This is a genomic window from Rhizorhabdus phycosphaerae (genome assembly GCF_011044255.1).
Lineage (GTDB): Bacteria > Pseudomonadota > Alphaproteobacteria > Sphingomonadales > Sphingomonadaceae > Rhizorhabdus > Rhizorhabdus phycosphaerae.
This window is the reverse complement of the sequence record NZ_CP049107.1, coordinates 3,338,371-3,354,885: the sequence shown is the minus strand read 5'-3', so window position 1 is coordinate 3,354,885 and position 16,515 is coordinate 3,338,371. Positions and strand designations below refer to the sequence as shown.

The following is a 16,515-nucleotide window of genomic DNA, read 5'->3' as shown; positions in this document are numbered from 1 at the left end:
CGGGAATCAAGCGTCCTCGGGAAGCTCCGGTGCCCAGGCGACCCCATTGATGTGCGATCCGCCGTCCAGGAACAGCGTATTGCCCGTCAGATAGCGGCTGTCCTCGCTCGACAGAAAGGCGATAACCGGGGCGATATCTTCGACCGGATCGCCCATGCGGCCCATCGGATTCTGTGCGGCCATGATCGCCGCCGTCTCCGGATTCATGTCGCGGAACTTGCGATAGGCGGCGCTGATGCTGGCCGGGCAGACGATGTTGCAGGTGATGCCATGCCCCGCCCACTCGCGGGCGGCGGTGCGGGTGAAGGCCCGCAACGCTTCCTTGCCGACATTATATTCGGCCGATCCGATATGGGCGTTGACCCCGTTCAGCGACGCGATGCTGACGATGCGGCCCCAGCGCTTCGCCTTCATCACGGGGAACACCGCCTGCATCGCCCATTTCGCCGCCATCAGCGCCATGGTCAGCCCGTGCTGGATCGCAGCGTCGCTCTTATTCTCGATGCGGCCAAGCTGCGTCCCACCCCAGGCATTGTTGATCAGGATGTCGACCGTGCCGAAGCGGGTGATCGCCTCGGCCACCATCGCCTCGACCTGATCCTTCTGCATGACATCGCAGGCGAAGAAATGTCCGCCCGTTTCCTCGGCGGCCCTGCGCCCGCCCTCGACGTCGAAGTCGGCGAGCAAAACTTGCGCGCCGTCGGCCCGGAACCTCTCGACCACGCCCCGGCCGATGCCGTCGGCACCGCCCGTGACGATCGCGACCTTGCCTTCCAGCGCGCCGGCCATGCGATCAACTCCGATACTGGGCGACGATCTCCTGGATCGCCGGGACGATGTCGTTGCGGCGATAGCCGAGCAGCTCCGCCACCTTGGGATCGGTATCGTAGAACAGGCTGTTGCCGCGCCCGAAGAAGATGGCGCCGTCGGGCAGCATCGGATGCTCTTCGTCGCGTACCGGCGGCTTCTCGCGGCCAACGCCCTCGAAGAAGGCCCCGAAATAGTCCTGGAAGGACAGATTCTCGTCGCCGACCAGATAGGAGCCGCCCGGCTCGCCGCGCTCGAGCCCGCCCTCGATCGCTTCGGAGAGCGACTGGGTCGAGATGAAGTTGGTGCCGCCCGGAGGCGCGAACTCGGGCATGGGCGCGAACTTGCCCTCGGCATATTGGGTGTAGGCGGCGAACATCGGGATGACGAGGCCCGGAACTGCGCCCACCACGAAGGGCGCATTGATGCTCATCGCGACGAAGCCGTCATCGGCGAGAGCCGCTACGCCCTCGTCAGAGACCTTGCGCGACTTCACATAGGCGTTGGTCTCGACCAGATGAGGCGCGGCCTGCGGATAGAAGCTGCCGACATTCACCGCGCGCTTGATCCCCGCCTTCTTCGCTGCCTCGAAGAAGCGCGGTACGCCGACCGAATTGGCGTCGTGCCAATGCTGGTCGCCCACGCCCTCGGGCTGGTGGCGGACGTCGTTACCCGCCGCGAAGACCAGCGCATCGAACTGGCCAAGCGCGTCGCGGTCGAAGTCCATATTGACGTAATCGACGCGCAGGAAGGGCAGGTCGCCCAGCGGCGTGCCTGCGGCAGGCGGATTACGGCCGGCGATAGTGACGTCATGGCCCTTCGCTTTAAGGTGGAGCGCGGCGCGCCCGCCGATCATGCCGGCACCGCCGACGACGATGATCTTCATATGCTTTTCCTTCGGATCAGAAATTGGGGCGGATCAGAAATGGGTGCAGATCAGAAATTGAGGCCGTTGCCCGACAGCACGGGCACATTGGTCCAGACGCCGCGCGGGTCGCGATACCAACCGGCCGCAGCGAGCGCGCCGCCGTCGATGTGGAGCGCGGTGCCGGTGATCCAGGCCGCATGCGGGCTCGCCAGGAACAAGATGCCCGACGCCATGTCCTGCGGCGTGCCGAAGCGACCCAGCGGGATCCAGCGCGGGATATGCTCGCGATGCTCCTCGGGGATCATCAGCGACACCGGTACCTGCGGGGTATCGGTCGTCTCGGGCGCAATGAGGTTGATACGGATGCCCTCCGGGCCGAGTTCCAGCGCCAGGCTCTTGGCGAAGCCGGTCAGCCCGGCCTTGCATGCCGCATAGACCGCGCAGTTCGGGATGCCGCGAAAGCCCTCGATCGAGGACACGCAGACGATGCTGCTGCCCGCGCCCTTCTTGCGCAGGAGCGGGATCATCGCCTTCGTGACGGAGAAGACCTGACCGAGATTGGTCATGTACAGGCGACCGACCTCTTCGTCGGTGAGCTGGTCGAATGGCTTGGCCAGCATCAGGAAGTCGCCGACATTGTTGACGAGGACGTCGAGCCCGCCGAACGCCGTATCGACCTGCTGCGCAAGATCGGCCACCGCTGCCGGATCGGTCACGTCTCCGACCACGACGAGTGCATCCGGACCCAGAGCATCCCTCGCGTCGGAAGCACGCGCCTCGTCGATCTCGATGATCGCTACGCGCGCACCGGCGTCGCGAAACGCCTCGGCGGCCGCGCGGCCGATGCCGACACCTCCACCGGTGACCAGCACGGTCTTGCCCGTGAAATCGTACACCAACCCCTCCATTGGTTCATCTTCTTGTTCGACTCGATGGCTAACCCGACACACCGTCAATCGCAAGTCTATACAACGCAATGCGGAGCGATATGTCAGTTTGACTTTGCATTTGCGTTTTCATCGCGGCACAATATTGCGAAATAGATCATATGGAGGGGCGCGAACGATGTCCGGTGAAACGATGCAGGCGATGGTTCTCAACCGGTTCGGAGGGCCAGAGGTTCTGGAACTCGCGCGGATCGAGCGTCCCAGCGCCGGCCCAGGCCAAGTGGTCGTCCAGGTCGCCTACGCGGGCGTGAACCCAGCAGACTGGAAGGCGCGCGAAGGCTGGCTCCAGCTCTATTTCCAATATGTATTCCCGTTCGTCGTCGGCTTCGACGCCGCCGGCTTTGTCGCCGAGATCGGTGAGGGGGTGACGGGCCTCGCCATCGGCGACCGCGTCGTGACCGCGTCGAACCAGGGCAAGGGCGAACGTGGCTCCTATGCCGAATATGTGCTGTCCGACCGCGAAAGGGTCGTGAAGCTGCCCGACCATGTCTCGCTGCGCGATGCCGCCTCGATCCCCACTGCAGCGATCACCGCATGGGAAGCGGTGTTCGACGTCGGCGGCACCAAGGCGGGTCAGCATGTTCTGGTGAATGGCGGTGCCGGCGGCACCGGCGGCTTCGCGGTACAGCTTGCGAAGATGGCCGGCGCGAAGGTCGCCGCCACCTGTGGCTCCGCCAATGTCGATTATGTGCGCAGCCTGGGCGCCGATCTGGCGATCGATTATCGCCAGGGCGACGTCCGCGCGCAGGTGGCTGCCTGGGCGCCCGACGGTGTCGATCTCGTCGTCGACACGGTCGGCCAGGGAACGCTGCTCGACTCGATCGAGATGGTCCGCCGCGGCGGCATCGTCGCGCCGATCGGTACGCTGATCGCCGACGAACCAATGCCCGATCCCGCGCGCGCCGCCGAACTGGGCGTAGCTATCGTCCCGACCATCGCCAATTTCGCCCGGCAGGAGCGGCAACTGAACGCCCTCGTCGAGGCTCTGGGCGCCGGCAAGATCACGCCGCCGGCGATCGAGATCCTGCCGCTCGCCCAGGCGGGCGAGGCGCATCGCCGCGTCCAGGACGGCCATGTCCGGGGCAAGATCCTCCTGGCCGTGAACGAGGCGCTGTCATGATCTGGATTGTCGACGAGATCGAGACCAAGCCCGGCATGGGCGAGGCTTTCCTGAACGCCTATATGGCCGACTATGCGCCGGGAAACGAGGCACGCGGCCTCACGCTCGTCCACAAGATGGTCGAGCCGGCGATGTGGCTCGACGACGCGCCCAACCGGCTGCTGCTGATCTGGCAGGCCGATCATGCGGGCAGCGTCTGGGCCGCCAAGCATCAGGCGCGCGGGGACGAGTCGGTCTATCGCTGGTGGAACGAGACCGCACCGCAGTTCATCCTGTCGCGCAAGCGCGGCACCTATGCGCCAGCCGAGGCGCTGGAGGCGCTCGCCCATGTATAATCATCTGATCATCCCGACCTTCGCCCCCGAGCACCGCGACGAGGCGATGCGCACGATTGCGGAGGCGAGTGCGGCACTCGACAGCGCATCGATCCTGTTCGCCCCCACCCTTCCCGGCGTCTACAATGGCGGCGATGCGATCTGGCGCGGAAGCTTCGCCGACCGCTCGGCTTGTGAGGCGGCCTTGGCCAGCGACGCCTGGGCACATGCCGCCCGGCTACTGGCCGACCCGAGCGTCACCACCCATGCGGACATCGTGTCCTATGCCAATGGTAAGGTCGGCGGTCCCACCGAGGGCGGCGGACTTTACCGCGTTGCACTGTTCCGGGCCTCGGTAAACCCGACGCCCGAAAGGCTCGACCAGTTCGGACAACAGACCTCGTCCATGCCCAAGGCGATATCCTCGATCCGCCGCTGGCAGGTCGCGACAGCCGATGCGGCGTCGGGCCTCCATGAATGGACGCATGTCTGGGAACAGGAATATGCCGACCGGGCAGGCCTCGAAGGGCCTTATATGATGCACCCGGCGCACTGGGCGCATGTCGAGCGCTGGTTCGACCCGGAATATCCGGAATTCCTCGTCCACCCGTTGCTCGTGCACACCTTCTGCGACATCGAGCGGCCGGTGATCGCGTGCTAACGCTCCATCGACTGGCAGGATCACATTTTCAAAAGGCGCTTGTTTCCCCGTGATCCAAATCTGCCTCAGCTCGTCCGTTCGAGCCATTGCGGAGATGATACCGCGTGCGCGGCCCGCTGCGTCTCTATAAGGCCAGCTTAGCTTGAGGAGAGCTTGATGGCCCGAGTTACAACCATTTACCCCGAAGGTTATCGGTTTTCGGTTTTCCTCGACCCGCTAAGCCTGATAAATTTCGATATTGCGACGCTGTCGGACAGAACTTCGACGAGCTTCACGCTCGACGCCCACAACAACGGCTATGTGCTGACGGTCCAGGGCTCTGGCCTCCGCTACGGCAGTGACGGCCTCCCGACGCAGGGAATCATCACCGAAATCCACGGCATACAGGGAGGGACGCCTACCTATGACGTCGTTGACATTCAGCTCGACGTCGCAACCCTGATTGCTTGGTTTGCGGCAGATAGAAGCGGGCCCCACCCCCTGTTCAACGGCAACGATACCGTCATTGGCGGATCTGGGAACGATACCTTCTTCGGTAATAGGGGGCATGACGTCGTCATGGGTGGCGCCAACGCCGATAATATCGTCGGCGGCCCCGGCAACGACCATGTCTATGGCCAGTCCCCCAATGGAGGACCCGATGGCGATGACACCCTGTCCGGCGATGAGGGCAATGACTACATACAGGGTAACGCAGGAAACGACCGCCTATCCGGCGGCGACGGATCGGATCGGATCTACGGCGGCGCCGGCAACGATTACATCTTCGGCGATGGCACGAATGCGCCACCGGGGAGGCCCGGCAACGATACCATCAATGGCAATCTCGGCAACGATACGATCAGGTCCGGCGAGGGAAATGATTTCGTGCGCGGCGGGCAGGGCAACGACCGCCTCGAAGGGGACGAGGGTAACGACGTTCTCATGGGCGACAAGGGCGACGATGTCCTTATTGGCGGCGCCGGGTTCGACATTATGACCGGAGGAGAAGGAAATGATATCTTCTCCTTTGACCTTTTTCCCAATCAATTCCTCGCCACCACCGGCCCTGATGCTTATCGCACCGATATCGTGACGGACTTCAGCCATGGGGAAGATCTCTTCGACCTCGTAAAGCCTAGTCATATCTACACGGGCCAAGCGTCAGATGCCCAAGACGCCTTGGCAGTCGCTCGAGATTTGGTAAGTGATCATCCTTTTGAAAGGTCAGTGGCAGCGATAACGGTAGGGAATGACGTCTATATGTTCGCCACGTCTGGGAACAACACGCCCTCTATTGATATCGCAGTCCTTTTGCTCAATTTCGACGCCACGAAGATCACGATCAGTGACTTCGCATATTGAGCCGAAGACGCGCAGAGCTAGCGACTGCTCAGCTTACCAATCACTTCAACGATCCTCAAACGTCGGATAGTCGGTGTAGCCGCGCGCGCCCTCGGCGTAGATCAGCATCGGATCGAAGTCCGCGAGCGGATAGCCATTGCGGAACCGCGCGACGAGGTCGGGGTTGGCGATGAAGGGCCGCCCGAAGGAAATGGCGTCGGCCGCCCCTTCCGCCAGCAGCGCCTCGGCCTTTGCCTGATCGATGCTCTCGTTGAGGATCAGCGGACCGTGCCAGTGCGCGGCGGCCAGCGCCCGATGGTCGATTCCCTGCGGAACCTCCATCGCGATCAGGTGACAATAAGCGAGACCCAGCCCATCAATGGCATCGAGCAGAGTGGCATGCGTTTCGGCCGGGTCCTCATCGTGCAGATCGTTAAACGGGTTGCCCGGGCAGATGCGGAAGCCAACCCGCTCCGCGCCGATACGTTCAGCCAGCGCCTCCAGCGTTTCCACGACGAAGCGCACCCGGTTCGCCGCCGAGCCACCATAGCCGTCGGTCCGGCGGTTCGTTCCGGTCGCCATGAACTGTGCGGGCAGATAGCCCGAGGTACAGTGCAACTCGACCCCGTCGAACCCCGCCGCGATCGCGCGTGCGGCGGCCGACGCATAGGCTTCGATCACGCCCGCGATCTCCGCAGTCTCCAGCGCGCGGGGCATCATCGTTCCCGACATGCCGGTAGCGGTCCACAGCTTCGCATTGGCCTGGATCGCCGAAGGGGCGACCACGTCGGTGCCGGCCGGGCGATTCGCCTCGGCCGCGATGCGGCCCACGTGCATCAGCTGGGCTACGATCGACCCGCCGCGCGCGTGGACCGCCTCGGTCACCTTGCTCCAGGCCACGCGCTGCGCATCGTCATAGATACCGGGCGTGCGAGGATAGCCCTTTCCCTCGATCGACGGGTGGATACCCTCGCTGACGATCAGGCCGGCGTCCGCGCGTTGCGCATAATAATCGACGTGCAGATCGCTCGGGCAGTCGGCCTCGTCGGCGCGGCTGCGCGTCATCGGCGCCATCACGATACGGTTGCGCAGGTCGAGCGCCCCCAGGCGCACGGGGTCGAACAGTCCGGGCATCAGCGCACCTTCACCTTGGGCGCGGCAGCCGATCCGCGCATCGTTGCGATAAATTTCTCCAGCGGCGCGGGCTCGGCGACCGGCCGGTCGCTGGGCCCGGTGCGTGCCCAGAACTCCTTCCAGGACGGGAAATAGTCGTGATAGCCGCCCTCATAAGGCTCCCGACCGGGCCAGCGCATCTTGCGCGCACCGATCGGCGGCTTGTTGAGGTCGGTCGCGTACCAATAGAGCGGCAGCCGCCGCCGGAAATACCAGCGACCGTCGATTCGCTCGTAGCGGTCGACATAGATCATCTGCATGATCACCCATTCGGGGCCCGTCTCATGCTCGTTCTTGGAATAGACGACCCCCTGCGCATGATCGGGATCGTCGAACTCGATGATGTGGCCGCCGATATGGTGCGAGGTGCCGTCGAACTGCTGACGCATCGTCTGGTCGAACCAGTCGCGCAGCGCAGCGCGACCGGTCGAGCCATCGCCGACCTTGACGTCTTCCGGGAACAGGCCGACCCAGGCGTCTGCGTCGCGCATGTCGAGGGCAAGGCTGTATTTGGCGGCAAGCTGGCGGATCGCATCGATCGACTCGAGCCGGTCGAGCCGCCTGAGGATATCGTCGGTCACTGCTCCCTCCCCACGCAGACTCCAGTATCATTCCACTGGAAACTGTCGATTTGCGTTGATACACGTTCGATCAGCTTCGCATAGTGTAGTTTTTACACGATAAGCGATTACGGGAGGGGACATGGCGTTCGATCGGGAAGTGGATCTGCTGGTGGTCGGGTCGGGCGCTGCCGCGCTGGTGGCGGCGCTGCGCGCGGCCAAGGCAGGTGCCGATGTTCTCGTGACTGAAAAGGGTGATCTGTGGGGCGGCACGTCGGCAACGTCGGGCGGCGGTATCTGGATCCCCGGCAGCCATCTCGCCGCAGCGGCCGGCCGGCCCGACGATCTCGAGGAAGCCTTCGGCTATGTCCGCCGGCTGACCGCGCCGAACGTCAAGGACGAACAGATCCACGCCTTCATCGACAACGCCCACCGCATGCTCGCCTGGATCGAGCGCGAGGCGGACGTCGAATATGCCGCCCTGCCCTATCCCGATTATTATCCCGAGACGGAGGGCAGCCGCGACGGCTTCCGCACCCATCTGATGCCGGGCGAGGTCGATGCGCGGACGATGGACCGCGCGACCTTCGACACGATGCAGCGCGCCTCGCCGGCCGCCAGCCTGTGGGGCCGGATCAACTGGAAGTTGTCGGAGACGAACACCGTCCTGTTCCGCCCCAAGGGCTGGCTCGGCGTCACGCTCAAGGTCATGGCTGGCTACTGGCTCGATATTCCGCAGCGGCTGCGCAGCCCGCGCGACCGGCGCCTGACCCTCGGCACCGCGCTGATGGCGCAGCTCCGCAAGGCACTCGACCGGACCGGCGCGACCTTCTGGCTGAAGAGCCCCTTCACCGGCCTGATCGAAGAGGGCGGCAGGGTGGTGGGCGCCACCGTCCGTCATGAAGGCCGGGAATTGCGCATCGGCGCACGCCGGGGCGTTATCCTTGCCGCAGGCGGTTTCGAGCGCAACGCCGCGCTGCGCGAGGAACATCTGCCAGGCGCGCACCAGCCACAGGCGAGCGGCTCGCAGATCAACAACGAGGGCGATGCGCTGCTCGCCGCGATGAAATTGGGCGCCGCGACGCGCAACCTCGATTCGGCGTGGTGGGCGCCCGTCTTCCGCATTCCGGGCGAAGATCGCGCGCGGCTGTCGACGGTCGAGCGGGCCCTGCCCTATTCGATCATCGTCAACCAGGCGGGCAAGCGCTACGCCAATGAGGCGCTGTCCTATCACCGCTTCGGCGAAGCGATGATGGCCCGCCATCGGCCGGGCGCCTGCACTGATCCCAGCTGGCTGGTCTTCGATGCGCGCTATCGCGCCCGCTATCCGGCGGGACCAGTGATACCGGGCTTCCCCGACGCGATGCTGCCCGCGAATGTCCGCCAGGTTCTGGTCAAGGCATCGACCATCGAGGCTCTTGCCGAGAAGATGAAGCTCGACCCGGCCACGCTGAAGGCCACGGTCCACCGCTTCAACACCATGGTCGCGCAGGGCCGCGACGAGGATTTCGGACGGGGTGATGCGACCTATGATCGCCTCTACGGCGATCCGCGCGTCTCGCCCAATCCGTCGCTCGGCAGTGTCGAGAAGGCGCCCTTCTATGCGATTCCCCTCTATCTGGGCGACATCGGAACCAATGGCGGCGTCGTCACCGACGGCCGCGCCCATGTGCTGCGCGAGGATGGCAGCGCTATCCCGGGGCTCTATGCGGTCGGCAATCTTGCCGCCTCGGTGATGGGCTATTCCTATCCGGGGGCCGGCGCGACGCTCGGGCCGGCGATGACCTTCGGATGGCTTGCCGCCGCCGATGCGATCGGGATCAACGAACCCGCCTGAACGACCGGGCCCTGGCAGGACGGCGAACGCGAGTCCGCCGTCCTGCGCCTGTTCAGGCGAAGGCGCGCTTCAGCGCCGCTGCGCCAAGCGTGACCGCCTGATCGGCGATCGGCGAAAGGCCGAAGAAGCTCGCAAACCCGTGGATGCCCCCCGAGAAATCGTGGAGATCGGTCGGCACCCCGGCTTCGCGCAGCCGCACCGCATAGGCGAAACCTTCGTCATGCAGCGGATCGTTCGCGGCCAGGATGATCGTGGCCGGCGGCAGGCCCGACAGGTCCTTCGCCCGGATCGGCGCGGCCAGTTCGGTCGGCTGGGCATTGCCGACATAGGCGTTCCAGAAAAAGGCCATCATCTCGTTCGAGAGGAAGCCACCCGCCGCATTGGCGCGGTAGGAGCCATTGTCGAAATCATTGTCGATCACCGGGTAGAAGAGCAGCTGCGCGAGCGGCGCATGGGGCTTGCCGCGCAGGGCCAGCGCAGTCGCGGCGGCAAGATTGCCGCCCGCGCTGTCACCGACAACCGCATAGCGGCTGCGGTCGACGCCGAAGCCCGCTGCACGCGCAGGCAGGCCCTCGACCGCCGCGACACAGTCGAGCAGCGGCGCGGGGAAGGGATGCTCGGGGGCCAGCCGGTAGGCGACCGACAACACGGCACAGCCGGCCTCCTGCGCGATCTTCCGCGCCAGGCCGTCATGCGTCTCGAGCGTACCGACGACCCAGCCGCCGCCATGGAACAGCACCGCGACCGGCAGGGCCTCGCCCGGCTTCGGATGATAGAGGCGCGCGGGCAAGGGGCCTGCCGCCCCGTCAACCTCGACGTCGCGGACTTCGGCGACCTCGACCGGCGGCATCGGCATGGGATTGTCCATCATCGCCCGCATGGCATTCGCCTCAAGCGGGTCCGGCAAGGCGAAGCCGCTGGCGGCCATGGCATCAATCATTTGCTGCAAGGCTGGATCGATCATTCTATTCCCTCTCCTGATGCTGGACCTGATGCCCGAAGAATATGACGACATGCCCGGCGTGCTCGCCGCGCTGTTCGCGAGCCTGCTGGACGAAGAACCCTGGGCGGCCTTTCTCGGCCGCCTGTCGAAGGCATCGGGCGCGACCTGGGTCACGCTGATCCTGACGCCGCGATCGGCCGAGCAGCCGGGCATGATCCTGACGCCCAATGCCGACCCGGGAGTCGGCGCCGACTATAGCAGCCGGCTGTTCGCCGACGATCCCTTCATCGGCCTGCCCGACGGCAAGGTCGAACATTTCCGGGACTTCGTCTCGGCGACGATGCTCGACCGCAAGACCGCTTTCCGCGAGTTCGTCGAGCATACGAGTGACGAGATACTGGGCGTCGACATCGGCGAGGCGAGCCGGCTCGAACTGCGCCTGCGGCTGACGCGCGCGGCCGACCAGCCGCGCTTCACCCTGGAAGATCGCCGCAAGCTGGAGAAGATCGTTCCCCACCTGCGGATCGCGCTCGCGCTGTTCGAGCGGCTCGCGGCCGGGGAAACCGAGCAGCGCATCTACGCCGGCGCGGTCGCGCAGATGGCGGTCGGCCTGATCATCCTCGACCGCCGGGGCAAGGTACTGCGGCTCAACGCCCCGGCCTCGACGATCCTCGCCGAGCAGGACGGGATCGCCTTGCGCAATGGTGCGCTGACCTTCGACGATGCGGTGATCGGCAGGCAGCTCCAAGAGCGGCTGGCGCGCGGCGAAGACGGCGCCCCCATGACGATCCGCATCGAACGGCCGTCCGGCACCGGGGATCTGCTCCTGGTCGCGGGGCAGGCCCCGGCCCCCGACTATATATCGGCGGGAGGCGGCCCCGCGCTGGTGCTTTTCCTGACCGACCCGACCCATGGTCCGCGCATTTCCGCAGAAGCGATCCGCGACTTGCTGGGCCTCACCCAGGGCGAGGCCGCAGTCGCGGCGCATCTGGCGGAGGGACTGGCGCCAGCCGAGGTGGCGGCACGGCTCGGCATTTCGGCCAATACCGTGCGCGCGCATCTTCGGTCGATCTTCGGCAAGACCGGGGTCAAGCGGCAGAGCCAGCTCGTGCAACTCGTGCATCAGAGCCTGCCCAGCCTCTCTCGGCCCGCCGGCTGATCCCTAGAGATCGAGCGGCGGGAAAGACGACAGCAGCGCAGCATCGACCAGCTGCGCCTGTCCGTTCACCCCGGCAGCGTTGCGCGACAGCAGGAACAGCGCCACTTCGGCGATGTGCTGCGCCGACAGGCCGCCGCGATATTCCGGATCGACGAGCTCCGTCTGGATCGAGTCGTCCTGCTCGAGCCCGTTCATGGGCGTCAGCACCATGCCCGGACAGATCGCGTTCACCCGCAGCGTCTTCTCCGCAAAGGCACGCGCCGCAGACCGGACGAGCCCGACCATGCCATGCTTCGACGTGGCATAGGCGGCGGCTTCCGAAAAGCCGATCACGCCTGCCGCCGACGCCGTCACGACGCAGGCCCCGCCCGGACGCGAGCGCGCCAGCGCGAGTTGCATGCCCAGGAAGGTCCCCCGCAGATTGACCGCGATGATCTTGTCGAACAGCGCGGGGGTCACCTGGTCGAAGGGAATATAGGGCTGCAGCATGCCCGCATTGAGGAAGGTCAGGTCGACCCCGCCAAACGCGCGCTGGGCGGCATCGAACATCGCCTCATTATCGGCATCGCTCGAAATATCAGCTTTGACCGCGATGGCGTTGCCGCCAGCCTGAACGATGAGAGAGGCGGTGGCCTCAGCGCTCTCCCCGTTCAGGTCGGCGACGACGACCGATGCGCCCTCCGCCGCGAGACGCCGGGAAGCGGCACGACCGATCCCCGACCCGCCACCGGTGACGATGGCGACCTTGTTCGCGAACATGGAGCCGGTCATTCCGCGGCGATCGCGGTCTTCTGCTGGTCGCGGAAGTGCGGGATGACCTTGTTGCCGATGTTGCGGATCGTCTCGAGGATCGATTCGTGCGGGATGGTGCCCATCTGGAACAGGAACAACACCTCGTCCGCGCCCGCATCCTGCAACCGCGTCACATAGCGGACGCAGTCGTCGGCGTTGCCATATGCGTCCTGCGCGACCGAATAGTTGCTGGTGTGCTCGTCGCCGATCTCGATCTTCTCTTCCGACAGATAGGTGACGATGGCTTCCTTGCCCTTGCTGAGCGCAGCTTCCTGCTCCTCGGCGGACAGGTCGTTGATCGAGGGCTTGGGGCCACCCTGATACCAATGGGCGATCGCCTCGGCGAAGAAGCGCTGGCCGCGCAGACCGATGCGGCGGGCTTCCTCGCGATCGTCGAGCACGCAGGCAGCGCAGAAGGCGGCCAGATGCTCGGTCGGAACGACGCCGACCTGGTCCTCGATCTTCCGGTTGCGGAAATTCTCGCGGTAGACCGCATTCTTGCGGGCGATTTCCTCGGGGCCCGAGAAGCCGAGAACGAGCGCACCGATGCCGCGACGGCCGGCCAGTTCGAGCGTCGCTTCGCGCGTGCAGGCATAATAGAGCGGCGGGTGCGGCTTCTGCAGCGGCTTCGGATGGATCGGACGGCGCGGGATCTGGATGTACTTGCCGTCATGCTCGATCTCGTCCTGCGTCATGATCTTGGGGATCAGATACATGGACTCGTCGATCATCGGCTGCAGCTCGGTCAGGTCATAGCCGAAGGTGCCGGCTTCCTGCTGGGTTCCGCCCTTGCCCATGCCGAAATGGACGCGACCGCCCGACAGGATGTCCAGCGTCGCGATCCGCTCTGCCACCTTCACCGGGTGGTTCATCGCGGGCGGGAGGCAGACGACACCATGGCCGATGCCGATGCGCGAGGTCTTGCCGGCCAGATAGGCGAGCATCGTCTCGGGCGCCGACATATGGGCATATTGGGTGAGGGCCGTGTGTTCGACGCACCAGACATTGTCGAAGCCCATTTCCTCGGCGAGCAGGACCTGCTCGACGATCTCGTTGAAGCAGCGCACCTCGGACTCGGGCGAGGGGTCCGCCATCTGCGCTTCATAGATGATCGAGAATTTCATGATGTCCGCTCTCCTTAAACCTGGCCGGTCTTCGCATTGCCGGCTGCATCCGGTGTGGAGACTATGTGGCGCGCAAATGCGTTACATCGTCCAATCGGACTATGCGGTCCTCCGCCCCATGCGGCAGGCTGCGGCCAAAGACATAACCCATAGGAGGGGACGAGATGGTCAAGCTGTCACACCGCGGAATCTGCATTAGCGACATGGAAGTGTCGGAGCGCTTCTATCGCGAGGGCCTGGGGTTCGAGGACCATCAGGACTATGGGATCATCGAGGGTCCCGACATGGACAAGACGATGGAGCTGCCCGGCGTCCGGCTCCGCGCGAAGATGCTCCGGCACCCCGACGGGCCGGTCATCGAGCTGCTCCATTTCCTCGCCCCGGAGGCGAGCGGACCACGCGAACGGCGGTCGACCCTCGATTATGGGCTGGTCCACCTGTCCTTCTATGTCGACGACATCGACGCGGCAGCGGCGCGGATCGCGGCGGCCGGAGGCCATGTGCATGAAAGCACCCGCGCCCATTATGCCGAGAACGACACGACGATGCTCTACTGCACCGACCCGGACGGAGTGCGGATCGAGCTGATGAAAGCGCCGGGCGTCGCTGCGCGCTTCTCGCACAGCGGCATCTGCGTCGACGATGTCGACGTATCGCTCGCTTATTATCGCACGCTCGGCTTCGAACGCGCCGAGGATTATGTCCTCGATCAGGGTTTCGACTGGCTCGGCGTGATCAACGAGGTACCCGGCATAAAGCTGCGCGCCCAGATGATCCGCGATGCTGAGGGCAACACCCTCGAACTGCTCAAGGTGTTCGAACCGGGCAGCAAGGGCCAGCGGACGCGCCGCCCGCTGAACCGCTTCGGCCTCACCCACATCGCCTTCTGGGACGATGAGCCGGAGAAGACGGCGGCCGAACTCACCGCGCGCGGCGGGCATTTCGTCGAGGCGGCGCATGTCCGCACCCCCGTGATCGAGCTGATGCACGGCGCCGACCCGGACGGCGTCCGCATCGAATTGATGCGACCGCTGGTCAGTGCCTGAACCAGGAAGAGCGGCTGGGCGTCAGCCCAGCTGCTCGGCCATTTCCGCAAGCTCGAGCCAGCGCAGCTCGGCCTCTTCCTTCTTGGCCCGCGCGGCATCGATTGCCTTGGTCAGGGCTTCGAAGCGGGCCGGGTTGCTGGCATAAAGGTCGGGGTCGGCGAGCGCCGCCTCGTCGCGAGCGATCGCGGCTTCGAGCTTCTCGATCTCGCCGGGCAGCAGGTCCAGTTCGCGCTGGTCCTTGTAGCTGAGCTTGGTCTTGGCCTTGGGCGTGGCAGGTGCCGCCGGAGCGGCCTTGGCGGCGGAAGGCCGGCTGCGCGCCGCTGCGTCGGCCGCGCGCTGCTTCTCCCAATCCTCATAGCCGCCCGCGACGATGTCGACCTTGCCGCTGCCGTCGAGCCCGAGGGTGACGGTCACGGTCCGGTCGAGGAAGTCGCGATCGTGGCTGACGATCAGGACGGTGCCTTCATAGTCGGCGATCACCTCCTGGAGCAGGTCGAGCGTTTCGAGGTCGAGATCGTTGGTCGGCTCGTCGAGCACCAGCAGGTTGGACGGGCGGGCGAACTCGCGCGCCAGCAGGACGCGCGACCGCTCGCCCCCAGAGAGAGTGCCCACCTTGGCATCGGCCATTGACGGCTCGAACAGGAACTCCTTGAGATAGCCGTGGATATGCTTCTTGTTGCCCTGGACCTCGATCCAGTCGCCGCCATCGGCGAGCACGTCGCGGACGCGCTTGTCCGGCGCCATCAGCTTGCGCTGCTGGTCGATCACGATGCCGTCGAGCGTCTTAGACAGTTTCACGGTGCCGCTGTCGGGCGCCAGTTCGCCGGTCAGCAGCTTGAGCAGGGTCGACTTGCCCGCGCCGTTCGCGCCGACCACGCCGATGCGGTCGCCGCGCGTCACGCGAAAGGTGAAGTCGCGGATGATCGCCCGGTCGCCGAAGCTCTTGGTGACATGCTCGGCGTCGATGACGACCTTGGTCTTGACGTCGTCGGCCCCGATCGAGAGCTTGGCCGTGCCCTGCGGCCCCATCATCGCCTTGCGGGCCGCACGCATCTCGATCAGCTTGGCGAGGCGCCCCTGGTTGCGCTTGCGCCGGGCGGTGACGCCACGGTGCAGCCAATGCTCCTCCAGCTTGAGCCGGGCGTCGAGCCGTTCCGCATTGCGCGCCTCATCCTCATAGACCTTCTCGGTCCAGGCCTCGAAGCCGCCGAAGCCGACCTCGTTGCGCCGGATGGAACCGCGGTCGAGCCACAGCGTCTGCTTCGTGAGACGGGTGAGAAAGGTGCGGTCATGGCTGATCACGACAAAGGCGCCACCGAAGCGGCCGAGCCAGGATTCGAGCCATTCGATCGCGGCGAGGTCGAGATGGTTGGTCGGCTCGTCGAGCAGCAGCACTTCGGGCTCCTGCGCCAGCGCCCGCGCGATGGCGGCGCGGCGGCGCTCGCCCCCGCTCGCCGTCGACGCCTCGCGGTCGAGATCGATGCCGATCTGGCTCGCGATCGCCTCGACGACATGCGCGGGCGGGGCATCCGCACCGGCGAGCGCGAAATCGCGCAGCGTGGCGTGACCCGCCATCGACGGTTCCTGCTCCAGCATGATCACGCGGGTTCCGGGGACGATGGTGCGCAGCCCCTCGTCGGAGTCGATCTTCCCCGCGAGCAGCTTGAGCAAGGTGGTCTTGCCCGCGCCGTTGCGGCCGATCAGCGCCAGCCGGTCGCGCGGCGCGATATTGATGTCGAGACCCCGGAACAGCCAACCGCTGCCCTGGACGACGCCGAGATTCTGATAGGATAGGATGGGAGCGGACATGTGTCTTACTGATGCAACAGGTGTGGGCTTTC

The 16,515-nt window shown here is 65.4% G+C and carries 16 protein-coding genes; 7 read left to right on the top strand and 9 right to left on the bottom strand.

The window, feature by feature from the left end:
* Nucleotides 1-6: 6 nt before the first annotated feature.
* From G6P88_RS15620 to G6P88_RS15610, 3 genes are read right to left on the bottom strand one after another with little or no spacing between them, the layout of a single operon-like run.
* On the bottom strand, nt 7-789 hold the full coding sequence (locus G6P88_RS15620; protein ID WP_165323992.1) for an SDR family NAD(P)-dependent oxidoreductase: 783 nt from the start codon (nt 787-789) through the stop codon (nt 7-9).
* A gap of 4 nt (nt 790-793) precedes the next feature.
* Entirely contained in the window at nt 794-1,693 is a 900-nt protein-coding gene (locus G6P88_RS15615; RefSeq protein ID WP_165323991.1) for an NAD-dependent epimerase/dehydratase family protein, read from the bottom strand.
* Nucleotides 1,694-1,743: 50 nt separating this feature from the next.
* Nucleotides 1,744-2,571, bottom strand: a complete 828-nt coding sequence (locus G6P88_RS15610; RefSeq protein ID WP_165323990.1) for an SDR family NAD(P)-dependent oxidoreductase — start codon at nt 2,569-2,571, stop codon at nt 1,744-1,746.
* A 169-nt stretch (nt 2,572-2,740) separates the two neighbouring features.
* Between G6P88_RS15610 and G6P88_RS15605 the strand changes: the two genes are divergently transcribed.
* From G6P88_RS15605 to G6P88_RS15590, 4 genes are all read left to right on the top strand, one after another.
* Nucleotides 2,741-3,742, top strand: coding sequence for an NADP-dependent oxidoreductase (locus G6P88_RS15605; protein ID WP_165323989.1), 1,002 nt, complete (start codon nt 2,741-2,743; stop codon nt 3,740-3,742).
* The gene (locus tag G6P88_RS15600; RefSeq protein WP_165323988.1) at nt 3,739-4,077 is read left to right on the top strand and encodes a hypothetical protein; all 339 of its coding nucleotides are present in this window, start codon (nt 3,739-3,741) and stop codon (nt 4,075-4,077) included. Before G6P88_RS15605 ends, G6P88_RS15600 begins: the two co-directional genes overlap by 4 nt.
* Nucleotides 4,070-4,717, top strand: a complete 648-nt coding sequence (locus G6P88_RS15595) for a Dabb family protein (RefSeq protein WP_165323987.1) — start codon at nt 4,070-4,072, stop codon at nt 4,715-4,717. Before G6P88_RS15600 ends, G6P88_RS15595 begins: the two co-directional genes overlap by 8 nt.
* Nucleotides 4,718-4,873: 156 nt before the next feature.
* A complete protein-coding gene (locus G6P88_RS15590) occupies nt 4,874-6,061 on the top strand; it encodes a calcium-binding protein (RefSeq protein ID WP_165323986.1) in 1,188 nt (395 codons plus the stop codon).
* A 45-nt stretch (nt 6,062-6,106) separates the two neighbouring features.
* Here the strand turns inward: G6P88_RS15590 and G6P88_RS15585 are convergent, their stop codons facing one another.
* Together G6P88_RS15585 and G6P88_RS15580 are read right to left on the bottom strand one after the other, a co-directional pair.
* Nucleotides 6,107-7,174 (bottom strand): alkene reductase, encoded by a 1,068-nt coding sequence (locus G6P88_RS15585; RefSeq protein ID WP_165323985.1) that lies wholly within the window; start codon nt 7,172-7,174, stop codon nt 6,107-6,109.
* Nucleotides 7,174-7,794, bottom strand: coding sequence for a nuclear transport factor 2 family protein (locus tag G6P88_RS15580; protein ID WP_165323984.1), 621 nt, complete (start codon nt 7,792-7,794; stop codon nt 7,174-7,176). The genes G6P88_RS15585 and G6P88_RS15580 overlap by 1 nt, the downstream gene beginning before the upstream one ends.
* A gap of 121 nt (nt 7,795-7,915) precedes the next feature.
* Here G6P88_RS15580 and G6P88_RS15575 point away from each other — a divergent pair, with 121 nt between their 5' ends.
* Nucleotides 7,916-9,610 carry an FAD-dependent oxidoreductase gene (locus G6P88_RS15575; RefSeq protein ID WP_165323983.1) on the top strand — a complete coding sequence of 565 codons (1,695 nt, stop codon included), beginning with the start codon at nt 7,916-7,918 and terminating at the stop codon, nt 9,608-9,610.
* A 52-nt stretch (nt 9,611-9,662) separates the two neighbouring features.
* Here the strand turns inward: G6P88_RS15575 and G6P88_RS15570 are convergent, their stop codons facing one another.
* Complete coding sequence (locus G6P88_RS15570; RefSeq protein WP_165323982.1) at nt 9,663-10,574, bottom strand: alpha/beta hydrolase; 912 nt, start codon at nt 10,572-10,574, stop codon at nt 9,663-9,665.
* Between the two features lie 16 nt (nt 10,575-10,590).
* Between G6P88_RS15570 and G6P88_RS15565 the strand changes: the two genes are divergently transcribed.
* A complete protein-coding gene (locus G6P88_RS15565) occupies nt 10,591-11,712 on the top strand; it encodes a helix-turn-helix transcriptional regulator (protein WP_165323981.1) in 1,122 nt (373 codons plus the stop codon).
* A gap of 3 nt (nt 11,713-11,715) precedes the next feature.
* On the opposite strand, the gene G6P88_RS15560 is transcribed toward G6P88_RS15565, so the two are convergent.
* A complete protein-coding gene (locus tag G6P88_RS15560; RefSeq protein ID WP_165323980.1) occupies nt 11,716-12,483 on the bottom strand; it encodes an SDR family NAD(P)-dependent oxidoreductase in 768 nt (255 codons plus the stop codon).
* Complete coding sequence (locus G6P88_RS15555) at nt 12,480-13,628, bottom strand: LLM class flavin-dependent oxidoreductase (protein ID WP_165323979.1); 1,149 nt, start codon at nt 13,626-13,628, stop codon at nt 12,480-12,482. The genes G6P88_RS15560 and G6P88_RS15555 overlap by 4 nt, the downstream gene beginning before the upstream one ends.
* 164 nt (nt 13,629-13,792) lie before the next feature.
* Here G6P88_RS15555 and G6P88_RS15550 point away from each other — a divergent pair, with 164 nt between their 5' ends.
* Nucleotides 13,793-14,674 carry a VOC family protein gene (locus G6P88_RS15550; protein WP_165323978.1) on the top strand — a complete coding sequence of 294 codons (882 nt, stop codon included), beginning with the start codon at nt 13,793-13,795 and terminating at the stop codon, nt 14,672-14,674.
* A 21-nt stretch (nt 14,675-14,695) separates the two neighbouring features.
* On the opposite strand, the gene G6P88_RS15545 is transcribed toward G6P88_RS15550, so the two are convergent.
* Complete coding sequence (locus tag G6P88_RS15545; RefSeq protein WP_165323977.1) at nt 14,696-16,483, bottom strand: ABC-F family ATP-binding cassette domain-containing protein; 1,788 nt, start codon at nt 16,481-16,483, stop codon at nt 14,696-14,698.
* Nucleotides 16,484-16,515: the final 32 nt, after the last annotated feature.

Bases quoted from the DNA above. Each gene is read 5' to 3' on its own strand.
- G6P88_RS15550 (WP_165323978.1), top strand. From the start codon at position 13,793: ATGGTCAAGCTGTCACACCGCGGAATCTGCATTAGCGACATGGAAGTG.
- G6P88_RS15590 (WP_165323986.1), top strand. From the start codon at position 4,874: ATGGCCCGAGTTACAACCATTTACCCCGAAGGTTATCGGTTTTCGGTT.
- G6P88_RS15595 (WP_165323987.1), top strand. From the start codon at position 4,070: ATGTATAATCATCTGATCATCCCGACCTTCGCCCCCGAGCACCGCGAC.
- G6P88_RS15620 (WP_165323992.1), bottom strand. From the start codon at position 789: ATGGCCGGCGCGCTGGAAGGCAAGGTCGCGATCGTCACGGGCGGTGCC.
- G6P88_RS15585 (WP_165323985.1), bottom strand. From the start codon at position 7,174: ATGCCCGGACTGTTCGACCCCGTGCGCCTGGGGGCGCTCGACCTGCGC.
- G6P88_RS15605 (WP_165323989.1), top strand. From the start codon at position 2,741: ATGTCCGGTGAAACGATGCAGGCGATGGTTCTCAACCGGTTCGGAGGG.
- G6P88_RS15570 (WP_165323982.1), bottom strand. From the start codon at position 10,574: ATGATCGATCCAGCCTTGCAGCAAATGATTGATGCCATGGCCGCCAGC.
- G6P88_RS15560 (WP_165323980.1), bottom strand. From the start codon at position 12,483: ATGACCGGCTCCATGTTCGCGAACAAGGTCGCCATCGTCACCGGTGGC.
- G6P88_RS15545 (WP_165323977.1), bottom strand. From the start codon at position 16,483: ATGTCCGCTCCCATCCTATCCTATCAGAATCTCGGCGTCGTCCAGGGC.
- G6P88_RS15555 (WP_165323979.1), bottom strand. From the start codon at position 13,628: ATGAAATTCTCGATCATCTATGAAGCGCAGATGGCGGACCCCTCGCCC.
- G6P88_RS15615 (WP_165323991.1), bottom strand. From the start codon at position 1,693: ATGAAGATCATCGTCGTCGGCGGTGCCGGCATGATCGGCGGGCGCGCC.
- G6P88_RS15565 (WP_165323981.1), top strand. From the start codon at position 10,591: ATGCTGGACCTGATGCCCGAAGAATATGACGACATGCCCGGCGTGCTC.
- G6P88_RS15575 (WP_165323983.1), top strand. From the start codon at position 7,916: ATGGCGTTCGATCGGGAAGTGGATCTGCTGGTGGTCGGGTCGGGCGCT.
- G6P88_RS15600 (WP_165323988.1), top strand. From the start codon at position 3,739: ATGATCTGGATTGTCGACGAGATCGAGACCAAGCCCGGCATGGGCGAG.